Annotated in this window: 18 protein-coding genes; 6 read left to right on the top strand and 12 right to left on the bottom strand. The window is 67.1% G+C overall.

Annotated elements, in window-relative coordinates:
• Window positions 1-85: 85 nt before the first annotated feature.
• Entirely contained in the window at window positions 86-1,144 is a 1,059-nt protein-coding gene (locus tag ACQP0C_RS38170) for an AraC family transcriptional regulator (RefSeq protein ID WP_433728160.1), read from the top strand.
• Here ACQP0C_RS38170 and ACQP0C_RS38165 read toward each other — a convergent pair.
• Both ACQP0C_RS38165 and ACQP0C_RS38160 read right to left on the bottom strand, forming a co-directional pair.
• Entirely contained in the window at window positions 1,141-1,920 is a 780-nt protein-coding gene (locus ACQP0C_RS38165; protein ID WP_433728158.1) for a metallophosphoesterase, read from the bottom strand. The genes ACQP0C_RS38170 and ACQP0C_RS38165 overlap by 4 nt on opposite strands.
• Before the next feature lie 180 nt (window positions 1,921-2,100).
• The gene (locus ACQP0C_RS38160; protein ID WP_433728156.1) at window positions 2,101-2,538 is read right to left on the bottom strand and encodes a MarR family winged helix-turn-helix transcriptional regulator; all 438 of its coding nucleotides are present in this window, start codon (window positions 2,536-2,538) and stop codon (window positions 2,101-2,103) included.
• A gap of 86 nt (window positions 2,539-2,624) precedes the next feature.
• Here ACQP0C_RS38160 and ACQP0C_RS38155 point away from each other — a divergent pair, with 86 nt between their 5' ends.
• The 3 genes from ACQP0C_RS38155 to ACQP0C_RS38145 all read left to right on the top strand — a co-directional run bounded on the left by ACQP0C_RS38155 (window position 2,625) and on the right by ACQP0C_RS38145 (window position 5,882).
• Window positions 2,625-3,278: a TIGR03086 family metal-binding protein gene (locus tag ACQP0C_RS38155; RefSeq protein ID WP_433728154.1), complete on the top strand. Its 654-nt coding sequence runs from the start codon at window positions 2,625-2,627 to the stop codon at window positions 3,276-3,278.
• Between the two features lie 313 nt (window positions 3,279-3,591).
• Window positions 3,592-4,782 (top strand): NAD(P)/FAD-dependent oxidoreductase, encoded by a 1,191-nt coding sequence (locus ACQP0C_RS38150; protein ID WP_433728152.1) that lies wholly within the window; start codon window positions 3,592-3,594, stop codon window positions 4,780-4,782.
• 140 nt (window positions 4,783-4,922) lie between these two features.
• A complete protein-coding gene (locus ACQP0C_RS38145; RefSeq protein WP_433728150.1) occupies window positions 4,923-5,882 on the top strand; it encodes an RNA polymerase sigma-70 factor in 960 nt (319 codons plus the stop codon).
• A gap of 151 nt (window positions 5,883-6,033) precedes the next feature.
• Here ACQP0C_RS38145 and ACQP0C_RS38140 read toward each other — a convergent pair whose 3' ends face one another.
• The 4 genes from ACQP0C_RS38140 to ACQP0C_RS38125 all read right to left on the bottom strand — a co-directional run bounded on the left by ACQP0C_RS38140 (window position 6,034) and on the right by ACQP0C_RS38125 (window position 10,947).
• Window positions 6,034-6,804 carry an RluA family pseudouridine synthase gene (locus tag ACQP0C_RS38140; protein WP_433728148.1) on the bottom strand — a complete coding sequence of 257 codons (771 nt, stop codon included), beginning with the start codon at window positions 6,802-6,804 and terminating at the stop codon, window positions 6,034-6,036.
• A gap of 21 nt (window positions 6,805-6,825) precedes the next feature.
• Window positions 6,826-7,833: an adenylate/guanylate cyclase domain-containing protein gene (locus ACQP0C_RS38135; RefSeq protein ID WP_433728146.1), complete on the bottom strand. Its 1,008-nt coding sequence runs from the start codon at window positions 7,831-7,833 to the stop codon at window positions 6,826-6,828.
• A 113-nt stretch (window positions 7,834-7,946) separates the two neighbouring features.
• Window positions 7,947-10,277: a galactose oxidase-like domain-containing protein gene (locus tag ACQP0C_RS38130; protein WP_433728144.1), complete on the bottom strand. Its 2,331-nt coding sequence runs from the start codon at window positions 10,275-10,277 to the stop codon at window positions 7,947-7,949.
• Between the two features lie 64 nt (window positions 10,278-10,341).
• On the bottom strand, window positions 10,342-10,947 hold the full coding sequence (locus ACQP0C_RS38125) for a PadR family transcriptional regulator (protein WP_433728142.1): 606 nt from the start codon (window positions 10,945-10,947) through the stop codon (window positions 10,342-10,344).
• 115 nt (window positions 10,948-11,062) lie between these two features.
• Here ACQP0C_RS38125 and ACQP0C_RS38120 point away from each other — a divergent pair, with 115 nt between their 5' ends.
• A complete protein-coding gene (locus ACQP0C_RS38120; protein WP_433728140.1) occupies window positions 11,063-11,524 on the top strand; it encodes a hypothetical protein in 462 nt (153 codons plus the stop codon).
• Between the two features lie 70 nt (window positions 11,525-11,594).
• Here the strand turns inward: ACQP0C_RS38120 and ACQP0C_RS38115 are convergent, their stop codons facing one another.
• Both ACQP0C_RS38115 and ACQP0C_RS38110 read right to left on the bottom strand, forming a co-directional pair.
• Window positions 11,595-12,977: an FAD-binding oxidoreductase gene (locus ACQP0C_RS38115; protein WP_433728138.1), complete on the bottom strand. Its 1,383-nt coding sequence runs from the start codon at window positions 12,975-12,977 to the stop codon at window positions 11,595-11,597.
• A gap of 75 nt (window positions 12,978-13,052) precedes the next feature.
• Complete coding sequence (locus ACQP0C_RS38110) at window positions 13,053-13,553, bottom strand: protein-tyrosine phosphatase family protein (RefSeq protein ID WP_433728136.1); 501 nt, start codon at window positions 13,551-13,553, stop codon at window positions 13,053-13,055.
• A 206-nt stretch (window positions 13,554-13,759) separates the two neighbouring features.
• On the opposite strand from ACQP0C_RS38110, the gene ACQP0C_RS38105 reads away from it, so the two are divergent.
• Window positions 13,760-13,981, top strand: a complete 222-nt coding sequence (locus tag ACQP0C_RS38105) for a hypothetical protein (protein ID WP_433728134.1) — start codon at window positions 13,760-13,762, stop codon at window positions 13,979-13,981.
• A 236-nt stretch (window positions 13,982-14,217) separates the two neighbouring features.
• Here ACQP0C_RS38105 and ACQP0C_RS38100 read toward each other — a convergent pair whose 3' ends face one another.
• From ACQP0C_RS38100 to ACQP0C_RS38085, 4 genes are all read right to left on the bottom strand, one after another.
• Window positions 14,218-14,736: a hypothetical protein gene (locus ACQP0C_RS38100; protein ID WP_433728133.1), complete on the bottom strand. Its 519-nt coding sequence runs from the start codon at window positions 14,734-14,736 to the stop codon at window positions 14,218-14,220.
• Between the two features lie 127 nt (window positions 14,737-14,863).
• Complete coding sequence (locus ACQP0C_RS38095) at window positions 14,864-15,847, bottom strand: aldo/keto reductase (protein ID WP_433728131.1); 984 nt, start codon at window positions 15,845-15,847, stop codon at window positions 14,864-14,866.
• Window positions 15,848-15,932: 85 nt separating this feature from the next.
• Window positions 15,933-16,511, bottom strand: a complete 579-nt coding sequence (locus tag ACQP0C_RS38090) for a TetR/AcrR family transcriptional regulator (RefSeq protein ID WP_433728129.1) — start codon at window positions 16,509-16,511, stop codon at window positions 15,933-15,935.
• A gap of 28 nt (window positions 16,512-16,539) precedes the next feature.
• Window positions 16,540-17,760 carry a cytochrome P450 gene (locus tag ACQP0C_RS38085; RefSeq protein ID WP_433728127.1) on the bottom strand — a complete coding sequence of 407 codons (1,221 nt, stop codon included), beginning with the start codon at window positions 17,758-17,760 and terminating at the stop codon, window positions 16,540-16,542.
• Window positions 17,761-17,771 lie beyond the last annotated feature (11 nt).

Here is a 17,771-nt window from a genome sequence, read left to right as displayed (position 1 = left end):
ACCGGCATATCGGGGCCGACCCTTTCGAGCGACCTGCAAGCAGTCGCTACGGAGCCTATCGAGATTTTCGGCCATAATGTCGGCTGTGGAGCGGGTACAGGATCCGGGCATCCGCGACTGGAACTTTCCACGCGGCGTCGCCAGCGTGGCGCTGATGATCGGTTACGCCGGTGAGCGCGGCGTGCCCCTCGCGCGCATGCTCGCCGGGACCGGGCTGACCGAGGCGCTGCTGCACGACCCGGACGCGCAGATCGATGCGCGGACCGAACTCGCGGTGATCCGCAACCTCGTCCGCGAACTGCCCGATACGCCCGCACTCGGTGTCGAAATCGGCCGCCGCTATCGGATCACCACCTTCGGCATTTTCGGCTTCGCCTGTGTCAGCAGTCCGACGCTGGGTGAGGCGATCTCGTTCGCCCTGCGCTATCTGGAGCTGAGCTTCACCTTCTGCCTGCCGGTCGCGGAGTGGGGCGATGGTGAATTCGTCGCCTGGGTGCACGACGAATCCATTCCGGCCGATGTGCGCCAGTTCCTGGTCGAACGCGATGTCAGCGCCATGCATCAGGTCATGAGCGACCTGATCGGCAAACAGTTGCCGCTCACCAGAGCCGAATTCCGTTTTCCCGAGCCGACCTATGTCGATCGGATCATGGAGTTCACTCAGGTCCCACCGCGATTCGGTTGCCCGCAGAATCTGTTCGCCATCGATCCGGCAGTGCTGGAACAGCCACTGCCACAGGCGAATGAGCACACCTGGGCCATGTGCCTGGCCCAATGCCGCGATCTGGTGGACCGCCGCCGCGCCCGCACCGGCATCGCGGCCGAGGTGCGCGAACTGCTGGTCCCCGGCGGTGTCGACGGATTCGCGGCACCGCCCGGAATCGATGCCGTCGCACGGGATCTCAATATGAGCACCCGTACCCTGCGCCGCCACCTCGACGCGGCGGGCACCAGCTACCGCGCGCTGCTGGATGAGGTCCGCCGCGCACTCGCCGAGGAGATGCTGACCGCCACACCGCTTTCGGTGAGCGATGTGGCCATCCGGCTCGGCTACGCCGAATCCTCCACCTTCATCTACGCCTTCAAACGCTGGACCGGCGCGACACCGGCCGTCTACCGGCGCGAGCGCGTCGTGCGGCGCTAATTCGGCGGCACGCTGATCCAGCCGCCCATCGCGATACTGCGGAAATGCGTTGTCATGCGGTGGGTTTCGTCGATCACGTGCAGGGCGACGGCCGGGTCCGGCGCGTAGTCCATGACGCGGTCGGGCAGTTCGAGTTCCCACTCGCCGCCCAGCACCGATGCGGTGCTCGGTGCGACTAGCAGCGGGCGGCCCGCGAAGGTGGTGACGGCCGCGGAATGCGCATGTCCGGTGAGCACACCGACGATGCGTTCGTCGGACGCGACGACCTCGGCGAATTTCTCCGGCTCGGCCAGCGAGATCGTATCGATCACCGGGCTGAACAGATGGGCGGGCGGATGGTGCAGCGCCAGCAGAATGGGCGCGTCGGCGGGCGCCGCGGCCAGTACGCCGCGCAGCCAGTCGTAGGTCTGCTCGGTCAGTTGGCCACCGGATTCGCCGGGAATGCTCGAATCCAGCAGGGCCACGGTCAGATTGCCGACCCGGTGCGCGTGGTTGATCGGCGCGGTCGAGGCGGGTTCGCCGAGCAGCGTCTCGCGGAAGGCGGCGCGGTCATCGTGATTGCCGGGCAGCGTGTAGACCGGGATATCGGCATCGAGCGCCATGCGGGCCTCGGCGTACTGATCGGATTTGCCGGAATCGGTGATGTCGCCGGTCACCAGGATGGCATCGGGCCGGCGGCGCAGATCGGCGAGGAAGGCCATCACCCGCTCGGCGCGTTCGGCGTTGCGGGCGCCTAGATCGAAATGGGTATCGCTGATCTGAGCCACCAGGATCATCGGCGTTCGCTTTCTCTGGGATATCGCTCCATTGCGTCAGAGTGTGCCGACGTCGCGTGCACGGCACTCCATCAGGCTAGATGACCTGCGGGTTCCGCGTCGCCATGAGGCTGACCACCGGTAGAAAGCCGGAGGGTCGGTAGTGGTGGCGGACACAGCGATACCGGCGGGTTTCGGATGTCAGCCCTGCTGTCCGATGATCGACGCCCACAGCGTTTGCATCGACCGTAGGAAGGCCTTGCGCTCGGCGGGGGGCAGTGGGGACAGCAGCCGGTCCTCCTGCTCCTGGATATCGCGTTGTGCACGATCGCGAGTGGTTCGACCGGTCGGGGTGAGCGATACCAGCCGCGCGCGCCGATCGGCCGGATCCGGAGTACGTCGGATGAGGTCGCGCTGTTGGAGTTCGTCGAGCACGCCGATGATGCGGGTCTTATCCGCGCGGATCTTCTTGGCCAGTGCGGCCTGGGTGTAGACGGGTTCGTCGCCGAGGCCGAGCAGGACCACATAGCCCCACATCGTCAGTCCGTGTCGCTCGAGAACCGGCAGCTCCGCGGCGGCGAGGGCGCGGCCGAGCGGCACGAGCATCGCGGCGAGATCGGGGCGCTGCACTTGCGGCATGAGTAGAAAATACTGCTTGGCAAGTGATAAGCATGAGCTTACGATAAGCTTGCGCTTACTAATTTGGACACATCGAGAGGACTGAAATGACCACCGATTCCGAAACCAGTGCGGTAACCGCCGAACTGCGCACCCTCAATGAGCTGGGGGCGAAGGTCGATCTCATCGCACTCGACGCGCAGGCCGTGCGCGCCAGCATCGATGTCGTTTCCCATGTCACCGCCGCCGATCTGGCCAAGCCGACGCCCTGCGCGGGCTGGACGCTGCACGGGCTGCTGGCGCACATGATCACCCAGCACTACGGTTTCGCGGCCGCTTCACGCGGCGAGGGTGACCTGTCGCTGTGGCGGCTGCGTCCGCTGAGCGAGGACCCGGTCGCGGATTACCGCGCCGCCGCCGAACATGTGCTGGCGTCCTTTGCCGAGGACGGTGTGCTCGAGCGGACCTTCCCGCTACCGGAATTCACCCGGGCCTTCGAATTCTCCGGAGCCGAAGCGGTCAGCTTCCACTTCATCGACTACGTCGTGCACTCCTGGGATGTTGCCCGAACCCTCGGTCGGACAGTGAGTTTCGACGACGACCTGCTCGCCGCCGCATTACCGGTGGCCGAGGTCGTCCCGGGCGGCAAGGCGCGGCTGGCACCCGGCGCCGCGTTCGGCCCGGTGATCGCCTGGTCCGGCGACTCCACCCTCGACGACATCGCCGCCATCCTCGGCCGTTCCCCGAACTGGCCCGCATAGGTCTATACGCCCGCGAGTCCGGCGGTCGCCGCGCACCGATCAGCCTGCCGCGCACAGAATCGCCCGGTATCCCGTGCGCGGCACGCGAAAATGCTCGGCTGGCACCCGACGGCGCGTTCGGTCCGGTGATCGCTTGGTCCGGCGATTGCACCCCCGACGACATCGTCGCCATCCTCGGCCGTTCCCCCAACTGACCCGCATCGGGTCTGTGCGCCCGCGGACCGGGCGTGCCGAGTGATCTGCTTCACATGGTGTCAGGATTTTCGTCGCTGCGGTGTCTTGTATTCGAGCCCCTCGGAGCGAAGGAGACACCATGAGCAAGAACACCAATGTGGTCGTGATCGGCGGCGGATATGCCGGAGTGATGGCGGCCAATCGTTTGACGCAGCGCGACGACGTGACGGTGACCGTGATCAATCCGCGCCCGGTCTTCGTCCCGAGGCTGCGGTTGCACCAGCTGGCTGGCGGGACCCACGATGCGGTCGTCGACTACCAGGAGGTTCTGGCCGAGGGTGTCCGGTTGGTCGTCGACAACGCAACGCGGATCGATGCGGTCGAACGCAGTGTGATGCTGGCCGAGGGTGACGGTATCGGCTACGACTACCTGATCTACGCGGCAGGTAGCGGCAACGCCGGGCCGCGGGTGCCGGGCGCGGCCGAGTTCGCCTACCCGGTCGCGACTTTGGAGGCTGCGCAGCGGCTGCGGTCGGTGCTCCTCGACACGCCCATGGGGGCCGCGGTGACGGTGATCGGGGGCGGCCCGACCGGAGTCGAGACCGCCGCCGAGCTGGCCGAGCAGGGGCGCAAAGTCACCTTGGTCTGCGGTGGTGTCCTCGTTCCGTACCTGCACCCCAAGGCGCGGCGCACGGCCCACAAGTACCTGGCCAAGCTGGGGGTGAACGTCATCGAGGGCCCCGATGCAGCCGTCACCGCGGTGACGCGGGACACCGTGCGGCTCGGTGATGGCCGGACGCTGGCGAGCGACGTCACGATCTGGACAGCGGGCTTCGGGGTGCCCGACCTGGCCAACCGCAGCGGGCTGAGCACCGATTCCGCCGGGCGTGTGCTCACCGACGAGACGCTGACCAGCGTCGACGATGAGCGCATTATCGCAGCGGGCGACTGTGCGGCACCGTCGAATCTGCCGTTCCGGATGAGCGCCTACGTCGCGTACTGCCTGGGAGCGCACGCCGCTGACACCGTGGTGCACCGGATCGCGGGTGAGCAGCCCGCACCGATCGACCTGTCGTTCATGGCCATGTGCCTCAGCTTCGGACGGGAGGCCGGGATCTACCAGCTCGGCCACAAGAACGAGACCGGCATGCGGCTGTACTTCAGCGGGTCCGTGGGCAAGAAACTGAAGGAATTCGCCTGCGAAGCAGGCATCAAACACCTCGCGACCGAGGCACACAAGCCCGGCTCGCATCACTGGTTCAAAGACGGCAAACACCGGCCGCAACTGCTGGCGGCCCAGTGCGACAACACGACGGCATCGGTCGCGTAGGACACCGAAAGTCGTCACGCCCCGCTGCCGGTGACCTGCCCGCACGGATGGCGGCACCGCCCCTTGAGCCGGGCCGCCGCACGCCAGGTCATCGGCGGCCCGGATCGAACCGCTGCAAACGGGAGACAGGAGAGGACTCCATGGACACAACGAGTCACCCCGGCGGACAGCGGCGGCCCGGCGGCGCGGCAGCGGGTCGCGATCTCGGTGACCGCGCCACCGTCGAGGCGACGGAAACGTTTGTCGCGCACCGCAAGCTGCTGTTCACCGTTGCCTACGAAATGCTCGGATCGGCGGCCGACGCCGACGATGTCCTGCAGGAGACCTGGTTGCGCTGGGTCGCGGTCGACGCGGCGCACGTCGAGGACCACCGCGCCTACCTGGTTCGGATCACCACCCGCCAGGCGCTCAACCGGCTGCGGTCGATGAAGCGCCGCAGGGAGGCGTATGTGGGGTCCTGGCTGCCGGAGCCGCTGCTCACCACCGCGGATGTGGCCGCCGACGTCGAACTGTCCGAAAGCGTTTCGATGGCGCTGATGCTCGTGCTCGAGACATTGACCCCGACCGAACGGGCGGTGTTCGTGCTGCGCGAAGCATTCGGAATCGGCTACGACGAGATCGCGGCCGCGGTCGACAAGACCCCCGCCGCCGTACATCAGATCGCCCACCGAGCCCGCCGCCACGTCGAAGCCCGCCGACCGCGCCGGTCGGTCACCGCGCGCCAGGCCGAGGCGGCTGTCGAGGCATTCCGGCATGCGCTCGAGACGCGGGACCTGCGGGGCCTGCTCGACGTGCTCGCCCCCGACGTCGTGGCGATCAGCGACGGCGGTGGCATCAAACAGGCCACGCCGCGACCGATTTTCGGCGCAGACAAGGTCGCCCGTTTCATCGTCGGCGGCCTCACCAAGCACAACGTCACGGTTACCGTCGAGCCGACCACGGTCAATGGCGGCCCCGCGCTGGCTCTGCACGTCGACGGGGAACTCGACGGCGTCGTTGCGATGCACGTGGAGGACACCCACATCACCGGCATCTACTACGTCCGCAACCCGCAGAAACTGACCTATATCGAATCCGAAACCCCACTCACCCTGCGATGAACACCGGTCCCACTGTTCGAGGAGTAGATATGACCACGCGAGCACCGCTCGCCACCGATGCGTTTCCGACCGGCACCCCGGAAGGTGTGCAGCGCAGGGGAATTGTTCGGTGAACTCGGGCGCGGCTCACGAAAAGTTTGCGGGCGCTTGGCTATTCGATGGTGTGCAGCAGATCGTCGGCGCGCTGGAGGATCGCGTTGGTGTCGGGAGCGGGCTGGATCGGCTGCCAGAAGTCGGAACTCGGCGTGGCTCGCACGGTGAGTTCCGGGGGCGTGCGCCACGGTGCGGCCAGGCCGAGTTGCCAGGAGTGCAGGTAGGTCCGGTCGTACCGGCCGGACCTGTCGAACAGCGGGTCGCCGAGGATCGGATGTCCGATCCAGGCCAGGTGCACCCGGATCTGGTGGCGGCGGCCGGTGATCGGGCGCACCACGAGCAGGGAGTGTTCGTCGGTGCGCAGGACCGTCGCGAATCGGGTGACCGATGGATAGTTCTTGGTGGCCAGTAGGTCGGTGTCATCCACGAACCAGCGGCCCGCCTGTTCGCGAATGCGCTCGCGGGGCGCGGCGATGCGCACCCGGTTCTTGCGCCCGACACTGAGCGGCAGTTCGATGACGCCGCGATCGGGCAGTCCGGTCGACTCGACGATCGCCAGATACGCCTTCTCTGCCGTCTGCTTATTGAACTGCCTGGTCAGCTGCCCGTGCGCGGTCAACTCCTTGGCCAGCAGCACCAGTCCGGAGGTCACCTTGTCGATCCGGTGCACCGGGTACAGGGTTTCCCCCGCCGCGGCCGCCGCCTCGACGACATCGGTGTCGTGCCGCTCACCGGTGACCGAAATCCCCGCGGGCTTGTTCAACGCCAGCACCGCGGCGTCCTCGGCGATGATGCAGCTCGCGCGCAGTTCGGCCCACTCGAAATCCACCGGACGAGCTTAGGTCCTGCGCTATCGCCTCTTACCATTGCGCCGCAGTGTGTGCGGACGCAGGCGATTGAAGCCGCGGACGCGGACGCTGCGCAGGTTGCGGATATCGAACTCCGGATTGCCCTCCAGCGCGGCGGCGGCATCGTCATCGATGAGTACGGTGCCCGGGCGGGCGACGCCGGTGAGCCGGGAGGCGATATTGACCACCGAGCCGTACAGATCGCCGAAGCGCTGCAGTACCGGACCGTATGCCACCGCGACCCGCAGTTCGGGTGTGCCGCCGACCATCATCGTGCTCTCCTGGATGGACAGTGCGATCCGGGCCGCGTCGGCCGGATCCTCGGCCGCGAACATGACCTCGTCACCGACGTTCTTGATGACCCACCCGCCGTTCTCGGTGATCGCGGCGGTGGTGGTGGATTCGAACGCCTCCAACAGCGTCGAGAGTTCGTCCGGATGCAGATGCCTGGTGAGCCGGGTGTAGCCGACCATATCGGCGAAGCCGACCGCCAACTCCCGCACCGCCTCGCCCGCTGTGGTGCCCGGGTCGAGCGAACGGGCCACCGCCGCGGCCAGATGGCGGCGCCAGGCGTAGGTATTGATCTGTTCGAGCGTCGAGATGGCCGCCTCGGTGGCGGTGCGGGCGGTCTCGGCCGGATCGGCGCCCGGCCCGGCCTCGGCGATGCGATCGCTGATCTCGGCGAGCACCATGTCGACCTGCCATTCCGCGAGTCGCGCCATACCCTGGCCGACGGTGCGCACGGTCGCGGCCTGCTGCCGGGAGTCGGCGGAGGAGAGCGCGTTGAGCGCGCGGAAATTGCGGACCGCGGCGATATCGGCGTCGGTGTAGTCGACCGCGTCGTCGTCGACGCCGGCCGGGAAGCCGAGCGCCCTCCACAGCCGTTTGGTAAGGGTGGTGTTCGCCCCGGATTGCTCGGCGACCTGGGTCCGGTTGTAGCGGCGAGGTCCGTCGAGCAGATACGACTCCACGACCGACTCGACCAGCTCGGATATCTCGGTGGGGACCATGATCGGTACCTTACGGGCCGGGCCGTGCCCGCAGGGTGGCAACCGAGGCGGGTAATGGTGACCGCACGGTCGCATCGGCCGCCGACTGTGGTCGGTCACAATCGGCGGTGCGCTCAGCTCAGGTGCAGCCACTGTCCGGTCGATGGCACGCCCTGGTCGTTCACGACGAACACCAGATACCAGCCCGGTGGTGCGAGCGCCGGATTGGTCGGCAGCGTGATCGTCACCGAATCCGGTGCGGTGCTGGTGAATTCGAGATCGATCAGGCGTTGCTCGTTATCGGAGGAGTGGGTGCAGGCGCCCGGGCGGACGAGATTCACCTCGCGCAGGGTGGCGGCGGTCGTCGCGGTGACGGTTGCGCCGTAGGCGACGGTATCGCTGGCCAGCGCGAGCCGCGGCCGCTCGCCCTGGAACAGATAAGGCGGCCAATAGGTTTCGATGCGCAGTTCCTCGGTCTTGCGCGCCGGATTGGAGCCCGCGGTGATCACCTTGCCGTCGGGGGTGAGCAGCGCGATGGAGTGGTAGAGCCGCGGGACGCGGCACGGTGCGGTGTGCATCCAGGTGCCCATGGCCGGATCGAAGATCTCGGCGTGCGGTGGTGCGGCGTGCGCCATCTCCTCCATGCCGGAACCGCCGGTGGCCAGCACCGTTCGGTCCGGGAGCAGTACCGCGCTCAGGTGCATTCGCGGGTGGTCCATCGGCGGCCCCGGTTGGTATTCCGGTGCCGCCGCGGTCAGGTCGACGATTCTGGTATCGGCCAGCGCCGGTGCGGGACTGTGCATATCGAAACCACCGCCGCCGAGGATCATGACCCGCTGCTGTTGCGCCGGTGGCAGCAGCACGCTGGTGGACTGATTGCGCGATCCCGGATCGGTGAGGCCGGGCACCTCCACGGTGGCGCCGGTCGCCGGATCCCAGATCGACGGTCGCATACCGTTGTTCGCGCCGTACTGGCCGCCGGTGTAGAACAGCCTGCCGTCGGCGAGCAGGACGAGATGTCCGTACATCGGGATCGGGCCGGGCGAGGGCAGCTGGGACCAGGTTTCGGTCCCGGCATCGAAGACTTCCGGAATGACGGATAGGAAGTTGTCGGTGCCGAGACCCGATACCGCGACGATATTGCCGTTCGGTAGCGGTGCCAGTGCCGGATACCAGCGCCCGAAGGTCATATCCGGCTGAGCATTCCAGGTCGAGGTCGCCGGGTCGAAGATCAGTGCGTCCCTGAGCCCGTAGAACGGGTCGTAGCGTTCGGTGCCGCCCGCCGCGAGTAGTCGGCCATCCGGCAGGAACGCCTGGCCGACACAGAACAGGTCGATCGGGGTGGCGGGCGCGCTCAGTTGCGGCCGCGGGTAATGCCATACGCGAGTGCGGAATTCGTGCGCGTCGTGCCGGTCGGGATCGTTACCGGAACCGGCGAAGAACAGCACGTCACCGGTGTGCAGTACGGCTGCGTGCACCGGGTTGATCTCGGTGCCGAAATCGAGAATTCGCCACAGGCCCATATGCGGCGCGTGCGTGAGATCGGTCTCCAGTTCGAGCACGCGCAGATATCCGGCATTGGGCCCCTCGGGTGCGTCGATGGTGAATACCACCAGCTCCGGCGGCGCGTCCGCATGGGGCAGCAAAGCCACTGCCGCGCCTTGGTTTTCGGCGAATCCCCAGTCCGTCTTGGCCCACACGCTCCAGCCGTCGACCGCGTGACCCGAACCCTCCAGACCCCAGCCGATGGTGTAGACACCGGCGTTCACACCGTCGGGATCGTCCACCGCGAAGACGATCAGTTCCGGCCTGCCGTCGCCGTCCAGATCCGCGGCGGTGATGCCCGCGCCCTGGTTCTCCCATCCGTACCAGTCGGGCACCTCGAGCCACGGTGTCCATTCGCCGACCGCCCCGTCGACGGTCAGGCCCTTGGCCAGCCGGAACTGTCCGCTGTTCGGGCCCGGCGGATTGTCGACCGTCAGCAGGACCAGGGTGGTCTGGCCATCGATGGAGGTGAGGCAGATATCGGCGCCTTGGTTCTCCCACCCGTACCAATCTGGTACGGCGATCCACGGCGTCCACCCACCGGTCACCGTGCCGTCGGCGTCCAGATCGCGCCCGATCCGGTAGAACCCCTGGTTCTGGCCGGGGGGATTGTCGATGAGGAAGACCACCAGGTCGAGCCGACCATTGCCGTTCAGATCCCCGATGGCGATGCCCGCGCCCTGGTTCTCCCAGCCGTACCAATCTGGCACCGGCAGCCACGGCCCCCAACTCCGCGTCGTTCCATCGGTGGCCAACCCCTTGCCCACTCGATAGGACCCGGTGTTCTGCCCCTGTGGATCGTCCACCATGAGCACGACGACATCCGGTGTGCCGTCACCATCGATATCCGCGACCGCGATCCCGCAATCCTGGTTCTCCCAGGCGAACCAGTCGGGCACCGGAACGAATTTGCCTGCCACGCAATACATCGTCGCGCCGCAGGCGCCAAAGTGCGCGCTGTGCGGCGAAGTTGGCCGATCCTGCCTAGGACTGCTGGTACGGCAGCAGGGATTCCCTGGACCAGGTCAGCGTGCCCGCGGCCAGATCGGCGATAACACTATCGAGCCAACGCAATTCGGCCTCGGTGACCGCACGCTGGTACTCGTCTTCCAGCATCACCACCCGGGGCAGATGCATCGCGGCGGCCTGTGCCGCATCGGCATCCATCTCGGCGAGCTTCGCGCGCACCGACTTTGCGCGCCGCTCCAGTTCGGTGCGGGCGCCGTCGGGGCCGAGCAGCATTAGAAATGACAGTGCCGCAGGGAAATCCGGATATTCGTTGCGCGGTTCGCCGATCATCTCGGCCAGCCAGCCGGCGCAGGCCGCGCGGCCAGCATCGGTGATCTCGTAGACGGTGCGCTCGGGATATTGCTGATCGCGTCCGGTCTCGCGCACGGTGACCAGCCCGGCCTCCTGCAACCGGCCGATCGTCTTGTACAGCGCGGCGCGCTGGGCGACATTGACGACCTTGTCCTTGCCCCACTCCTTGATCCGCCGCTGGATCGCATAGGGGTGCATCGGTTCCAGATGCAGGATGCCGAGCAGCGCCATCGCCAGTGGCGAGCGCTTGAACTGCGTCGATGCCGTCATACCGACCATTCTAGTGGTGTCCGGACAACTAGGGTCTCAAGAACTAGTTGCAAAGGAACTAGTTTGTGTGTCACTATTGGTTCACCAGCGGAAGCCGCCCGGAAGGAACAGAGAAATGACCGCCAAGACCGCCACCCGGATCCACGTCGACCACGAGACCACCAAGCGCCTCGGTGACTGGACCGCCGCCGATACCTTCGACGTCACCGCTCGCTATGGCAGCGTGGTCATCGACCTGCGCTCGCCGCTGATCACAGGCGACGGCGAGATCGTGGTGCACGCCGACCTCGACCACGCCATGGTCAAACTGCTCGTCCCCGACGACGCCGTCATCGACCAGACCGAACTGCGGTGGACCGGGCGCGGTCGGGTCAAGGATTTCGCGCGGCCCAAGGACGCAGCGGGCCGTGTCATCCGCCTCACCGGCACCAGCAACCGGAGTGAATTCCGTGTGCACCGTGCGGGTATCGCGGTGCTGTCGGCAATGTTCTCGCGGGAGTTCTTCGAGGATGCGCGCCGGGCGCACCGGGAGGGGACCCACCCCACCGTCGCCGATCCGGCCAATGCCCCACGCTGATCCGCGCGGACGTCAGTGCCCAGCCTCGGGTGGGTACCGAGGCTGGGGCACTTGGCATTTCGCTGCGGATTCAGAGTGCGAGTGTCGGGTGCAGTCGGTTGTCGGGATCCGCGGCGGTGCGGATGCGCCGGAGTCGGTCGAGGTTGTCGGCGAAGTAGCGGCGGGGGGAGTCCGATGGTTCGAGATAGTTGACGTACGCGCCTGCCGAATGTGAACCGAGATTTCGATGGGCATCGGCGATCCACTGCCCGGTGTCGGTCGGACCGTCGACGATCCACTGCAGGACGGCCGCGTGGTCGCGCCACGGGAAAACCGTTGCGTCGCCGGGGAGATCGCGCACCGCACCGTCGAGCGGGTCGATGAGTACTCGGCCGGTCGCATCCGTGAGCGTGGTGAGGGTTTCGATGATCCGGTCGGCCAGGCCGGTCGAAATATTGGCTACGACATCGGATCCCGCGACCGCGCAGGTGCGTGGCGCATCGATGCCACCGGCGAGCGCGTCGATCGCCTCGAGATGGTCGAGGGTCTGTCGCCGGACGGACAGCGGGTCGGTACCGGTGGCCGCGGTCAAGGTGCGGGTGTGTTCCGCGCCGGTGTCCGCGGCGCAGACCAGTAGGACCGTGCAGTCCATGGCGCCGTGGCCGTCGGTGGAGGCCTCGACATTGGCCCAGGCGCTCCGGTCCGCGGTCGACAGCCAGTCGGCCCAGCCGGTGATCACTTGTGCCAGTCGTTCGGCTGGAAAGGTCAGGCGCACTATGTCTTTGGGTGTCGCGGGGCAGGTCAGGAAGGTCAGCGAGGTGACGACGCCGAGTTGCCCGCCGCCCCCGCGCAGCGCCCAGAAGAGGTCCGGGTCGCTGGTTGCGGAAACCTCCGCCGACTCACCACTGGAAACCACGATGTGCGCCGAATCGAGCCGGTCGCATGACAATCCGTGCTGCCGCGACTCGATGCCGATACCGCCGCCGAGTGTCAGACCGGCGATGCCGACCGTCGGACAGGTGCCGAGGGGCAGGGTCTGCCCGAATCGGTGCAGACCGTGCTGCACATCGGATAACGAAGCTCCGGCCCCGACGGTGACCCGGCCCCCGTCGTAGCGCACATCGCGCAGTGCGCGCAGATCGATGACCAGCGTTCCGTCCGCCGCGGACGCCCCTATATAGGAATGTCCGCCGCCGCGCGCCGCGATCCGCAGTCCGGACTCCGCCGCGAATGCGACCGCCGCGCGCACATCCTCGACCGATGTCACCTGGACAACGGCGGCCGGAGTTTTCGCGTCGAACCGGGGATCGAAGAGTTGTTTCGCCGAGGCGTATTCGGCGTCGCCCGGCCGCAGCACGCGGCCACGCCACTGCGGGGGTTGTGCGGCGGCACCGCCCGACCATGCGAGAAATCCGGAGCTGGCCAGCGCCGCCCCGGCTCCTAGTGCGCCGCGCAGAAACGACGCCCGTGACATGCGATTGCCGATGCGATGGACCCTATCGCCGCGACCCGTCGCCGCCGCGCCGCCGCACCGGAGGCGTCTCGGCGGCTATTCGAGATCGGAGAGGACCTGCGCCGTGTCGAGGCCGGTCGTCAGATAGTTGACGAAATATTCGTTGTTCAGCGCATAGGGTGAGCGCCGCCGCCGGATCAGGGCGATCGCGTCATCGACCGCATAGCCCAGGTCGAGCAGGGTCTGTGCGACCACCAGCCCCGACCGGTTGTAGCCGTACTGACAGCGCACCATGACCATGCGCCGCGCGCGGACCGCCGCGGCGGCGATCACGGCCAACTCACGCGCCGCCGCCAACTGCTCGGCGTGCAGCGGCCCATCCGGTATCGCGAGGTGATGGTGTTCGATCCCGGGTCCCGGCCCGTGCCCGTCGGCCTGGAAAAGACTGATCACCACATCGAATTCGGTGCCGACCACCACGGGCACCCGTACTCCGTCGCCGCTCCCGTAATGATGTCCGCCCATCCACAGCTGCGGCACGATCTCATCCCACGGCGCATCCGCGTCGGGTGTCGGCATACCTTCGATCCGCACCATCGCTGCCTCCCCACGGCCACCGGCCCACACCTGCCGGGTCGGCCTCATTCCACGGTACCGTCGGCCAGCGCCGCCGCAACGGCCCGAGAAAATGCGCGGATGCCCCGGTTCCGGGGGCAAGCCTTCTTTGGTCTGTCCACCAAGATCACGGGCCCGATAACGTCCCAACGAACGGTGCCCCTCGCCGTTCGGAAAGGATCGACATAATGCGCACCCGCCTCCGCGCCGGACTCTTCATCGGCACCCTGCTGCTGGCCCCCATAGCCGCCACCGCCCCAGCCTCGGCCATCCCCCTCGAACCGGCCACCCCCACCACCCAAACCACCCCCTCCGACCAGGCCACCCCCATCTGGCAGGTCTGCACCACCCCAACCCCCGACCTCACCTGCTACCTGATCACCCTCTCCTCCAGCGGCTCCGGCCGCTGACCCCCACCCAAAAACCACGCCTAAAAGTTGAGAAGGCGCTGGTGCCGGGCGTTCTCGACGTTTGCCTGCATGAGCGCATGGTGATCGCTTGTCCAGGGCTGGATTTGCTGGGCCGAGTGTTCGGGTTTCGGGGGATGTTCGTCGGAAGGTTGGTGGCGCGAGGGTATTTCGGGGCGTGATCGAGTGGGGAATGGGTGCCGGGCCGCGGCTCGGCACCCATTCGATCTGGTGGAGGGTCAGCTGAAGCGGACTTCGGTGATGCGCAGCGATGCGGCGCGGACATCGCCGGACAAACACGGGCCGGTCAGTGCTGATGCGTTGATGATGCCGCCATCGTCGATGACCATCTGCCCGCCGGTGCCGGGGCCATCGACGATGACCACGGTGTTGGTGTTCGCGGTAGCCATTCCGCTCGGGACGTGCCAGGGGCCCCTGATCCGACTGATCTGACCATTCGACCAGTTGATCGACCCGTCGATATTCCCGGTGGCGCCCAAGCAGCCGCCGGTGCCGTTGAAGGTGCCGTTCACCGTGGCGGTGGGGGCGGGGGTGCCCGTGCAGCTGCTGAGGTTGCCGCTCCACGTCGCCGTGATCGGCGCACTCGTCATGCTCAATGGGGTGGTGGTGAAATCGAATTGGCCGCCGGAGCAGCCTCCGGCGATCGGATCGGCCGTGGCCTGCGCCGCACCGAAGACCGTGGTGGCGAGTGCGGCGGCGGCAACCGATGCTGTCGCGATCTTCCGGGAAATTGCCATGTAATTACCTTCTCCTGTTGATCGGCTGTGACCTGATGGAGCAGCTAACGACTAGCAAAGCGGGAAGATCGTAATCCGTGCGCCGTGGACCCTTATCGGCACCCGCCGATAAGGGCCGTGACCAGTGTCAGTGCCCGGCGGCCCTGGCGAGGTGCTCGGGATAGCGTGCCCCGGCGAATGCGGTTGCTGGGGCAGCGGCATCGATGCGGGCGAGATCGTCTGCGGTCAGTGTGATCTCGACGGCGGCGACGTTCTCCTCGAGGTAGGTGCGGCGCTTGGTGCCGGGGATGGGGACCACATCGTCGCCACGGCTCTGCACCCAGGCGAGGGCCAACTGTCCTGCGGTAATGCCCTTTTCGGCAGCCAGCTCGCGCAATGCCGCGACGATGGCGAGGTTGCGGTCCAAATTGTCCTCGGCGAATCGCGGTAGGCGGCGGCGCATATCGTCGGCGGGCAGATCGGCGGTGGAGGTGATCGCACCGGTCAGGAAGCCGCGGCCGAGTGGGGAGAAGGGCACGATGCCGATACCGAGTTCCCGGCAGGTCGGCAGCACCTCGGCCTCGATATCCCTGGTCCACAGCGACCATTCGCTCTGCAGGGCGGTCACGGGGTGGACCGCGTGCGCGCGACGGATGGTCGCCGCCGAGGCCTCCGAAATTCCGAGATGGCGCACCTTGCCCGCTTGTACCAGCTCCGACAGCGCGCCCCAGGTCTCTTCGATCGGGACATTCGGGTCGACGCGGTGCTGGTAGTAGAGGTCGATGTGATCGACACCGAGCCGGGCCAGTGACGCATCGCAGCTCTGCTTCACATACGCCGCATCGCCACGGGCGCCCATGGAACCGTCCTCGCCCCAGACGATGCCGAATTTGGTTGCCAGCACTACCTTTTCGCGGCGGTCGGCGATGGCCTTGCCCACCAGCCGCTCATTGGTCTCCGGGCCATAGACATTCGCGGTGTCCAGCATGGTCACGCCCAGATCCAGCGCACGGTGGATGGTGGCGATGGATTCGTCATCGTTATCGCGCACGCCATAGGCCTGGCTCATGCCCATGCAGCCCAGCCCCTGTGCACCGACGGTCAGCTGTCCGAGCTTCCTGGTCGCAATCATGCGTGGCTCTCCTCCTTGGTCGACGATCGAGTGACGCACGTCCTCGACGCTACGACCTGGAGTGCCCTCCAAGTCAAGGCATAATTCAGTTCGCGAAGGAGCCGATGACGACCGGGGCGACGAACTGTTCGAGCATGGCACGCTCGTCGGCATCGTCGCGACCGGGGGCGGTGAGCAGCGACATGATCACGCGGGCCAGCCAGCGTGCCAGGCGGGATCGGTCGGGGTCGGTGGTCGGCGGCAGCAGGCCCGCGGCAATAGCCTCGATGACCTCGGAGGATTGCCCGATCTCATTGGCAATGCCCGCATCTCCCGCGGTGAACCAGGCGATGAGTGCCGGATCGGCGCGGACCTCGCGCAGTGCGGCGAGCATGACGGTGACAATGCGCTCGCCCGGATCGGTGATATCGCGAGCCTGCTCCGCGACCGCCGCCGCGACCCGACGAGCCTCGCGGTGCACGAACGCGATGCGCAGGGCTTGGCGGTTCGGAAAGTAGCGGTACAGGGTGGCGCGCGAACAGCCCGCGGCCTTCGCGACATCGCCCATTCCGGTATTCGCCACACCACGCTCGATGAACAGCTGCGCCGCGGCGTCGAGAATCTGTTCGGCCGCGATATCGGCGCGCCTGGGACGCAGCCAATCTCCGGGCCGCCCGCCCGTCACCGGGCCGCCCCGTATCCCACTGCCGCCTTCATGGCGACACCCGGAACGGCACCCGGTCCGGCCAGCGCACATAGCTGCCGGGGGCATAGCGGACGCGGTCGATATCGACGACGAAATCCGGACAGCGCGAAAGCAATTCCTCGAGCGCCACACATGCGACCATGCGTGCGGCGGCCGCGCCGAGGCAGTGATGGTTGCCGTGGCTGAAGGTGAGGATCTGCTTGGGCCGTCGAAGCACATCGAGTTCGCTCGCGTCGGGACCGAACTCGCGTTCGTCGCGGTTCGCGGAGGCGTACAGCAGCAGTGCGCGGCGTCCGGCCGGAATGGTCGTGCCGTGCATCTCGGTGTCGCGCACCAGGGTGCGCGCCAGGCCCTGCACCGGCGAGGTGAGCCGCAGGAATTCCTCGACCGCGTCCGGGATGAGCGCCGGATTCTCGATCAGCAGCCGTCGCTGATCCGGTCGCTCGGTGAGCAGTTGCACCGCACCGCCGAGATTGCCGGTGGTGGTGTCGTTTCCGCCGGTGATCATGGTGAAGGCGAAGCCGAGAATCGAGATGATGCCCGCGTAGTCGCCGTCCGCGCCCATGCCGGCGGCGACCAGATGCGAGATCGTATCGTCGGCGGGCTCGGCGCGGCGGCGTTCGATCAGCTGGGTGAAGTACTGCATCAATTCACCGATGGCCTCTTGGGCATCGAGCGGACTGCCGCCGGCGGAGGCGGTCATGATGAGATCGGTCCACTCGTCGAATTTCGGCCGATCCGGTTGCGGCACACCGAGATAATGCGCGACCACCATGCTGGGCAGCGGTTTGAACAGTTCGACGACGATATCGCCCTCGCCCGCCGCCCGCAGCCGCTCCAGCCGCTCGACCACGAATGCGCGCACCTGCGGTTCGACCGAACGCACCTGGCGTGGCGTGAAGCCCTTCATGACCTGCTTGCGGAAGGTCGTGTGATCCGGCGGATCGGTGAAGACGAACGGCCGCGGCTCGGGCAGGCCGATTTCGCCGAGATCGCGATAGTCGACGGTCAGCCCGTTCGCCGAGGAGAACGTCGTGACATCGCGCGCCGCCGCGTGCACATCCGCATAGCGGGACAGCACGTAGTAGTCGCTCGCCGGATCATCCTGGGGCACAACGTGATGCACGGGATCGTGCGCCCGCAGCTCGGCATACATCTGCCACGGGTTGCGCCAGGTCTCCGCGGACCTCAATTCGAACCGCGGCCGGTGAGACAACTCCGTCTTCATGAACCGAGCGT

It is taken from the genome of Nocardia sp. CA-129566 (assembly GCF_050956075.1).
Taxonomy (GTDB): Bacteria; Actinomycetota; Actinomycetes; order Mycobacteriales; family Mycobacteriaceae; genus Nocardia.
This window is presented reverse-complemented; position numbering and strand designations above follow the sequence as displayed.

Coding starts and splice junctions, on each gene's coding strand:
- ACQP0C_RS38105 (WP_433728134.1), top strand. CDS start 13,760: ATGCGCACCCGCCTCCGCGCCGGACTCTTCATCGGCACCCTGCTGCTG.
- ACQP0C_RS38120 (WP_433728140.1), top strand. CDS start 11,063: ATGACCGCCAAGACCGCCACCCGGATCCACGTCGACCACGAGACCACC.
- ACQP0C_RS38135 (WP_433728146.1), bottom strand. CDS start 7,833: ATGGTCCCCACCGAGATATCCGAGCTGGTCGAGTCGGTCGTGGAGTCG.
- ACQP0C_RS38160 (WP_433728156.1), bottom strand. CDS start 2,538: ATGCCGCAAGTGCAGCGCCCCGATCTCGCCGCGATGCTCGTGCCGCTC.
- ACQP0C_RS38110 (WP_433728136.1), bottom strand. CDS start 13,553: ATGGTGCGGATCGAAGGTATGCCGACACCCGACGCGGATGCGCCGTGG.
- ACQP0C_RS38085 (WP_433728127.1), bottom strand. CDS start 17,760: ATGAAGACGGAGTTGTCTCACCGGCCGCGGTTCGAATTGAGGTCCGCG.
- ACQP0C_RS38165 (WP_433728158.1), bottom strand. CDS start 1,920: ATGATCCTGGTGGCTCAGATCAGCGATACCCATTTCGATCTAGGCGCC.
- ACQP0C_RS38150 (WP_433728152.1), top strand. CDS start 3,592: ATGAGCAAGAACACCAATGTGGTCGTGATCGGCGGCGGATATGCCGGA.
- ACQP0C_RS38155 (WP_433728154.1), top strand. CDS start 2,625: ATGACCACCGATTCCGAAACCAGTGCGGTAACCGCCGAACTGCGCACC.
- ACQP0C_RS38125 (WP_433728142.1), bottom strand. CDS start 10,947: ATGACGGCATCGACGCAGTTCAAGCGCTCGCCACTGGCGATGGCGCTG.
- ACQP0C_RS38145 (WP_433728150.1), top strand. CDS start 4,923: ATGGACACAACGAGTCACCCCGGCGGACAGCGGCGGCCCGGCGGCGCG.
- ACQP0C_RS38095 (WP_433728131.1), bottom strand. CDS start 15,847: ATGATTGCGACCAGGAAGCTCGGACAGCTGACCGTCGGTGCACAGGGG.
- ACQP0C_RS38100 (WP_433728133.1), bottom strand. CDS start 14,736: ATGGCAATTTCCCGGAAGATCGCGACAGCATCGGTTGCCGCCGCCGCA.
- ACQP0C_RS38115 (WP_433728138.1), bottom strand. CDS start 12,977: ATGTCACGGGCGTCGTTTCTGCGCGGCGCACTAGGAGCCGGGGCGGCG.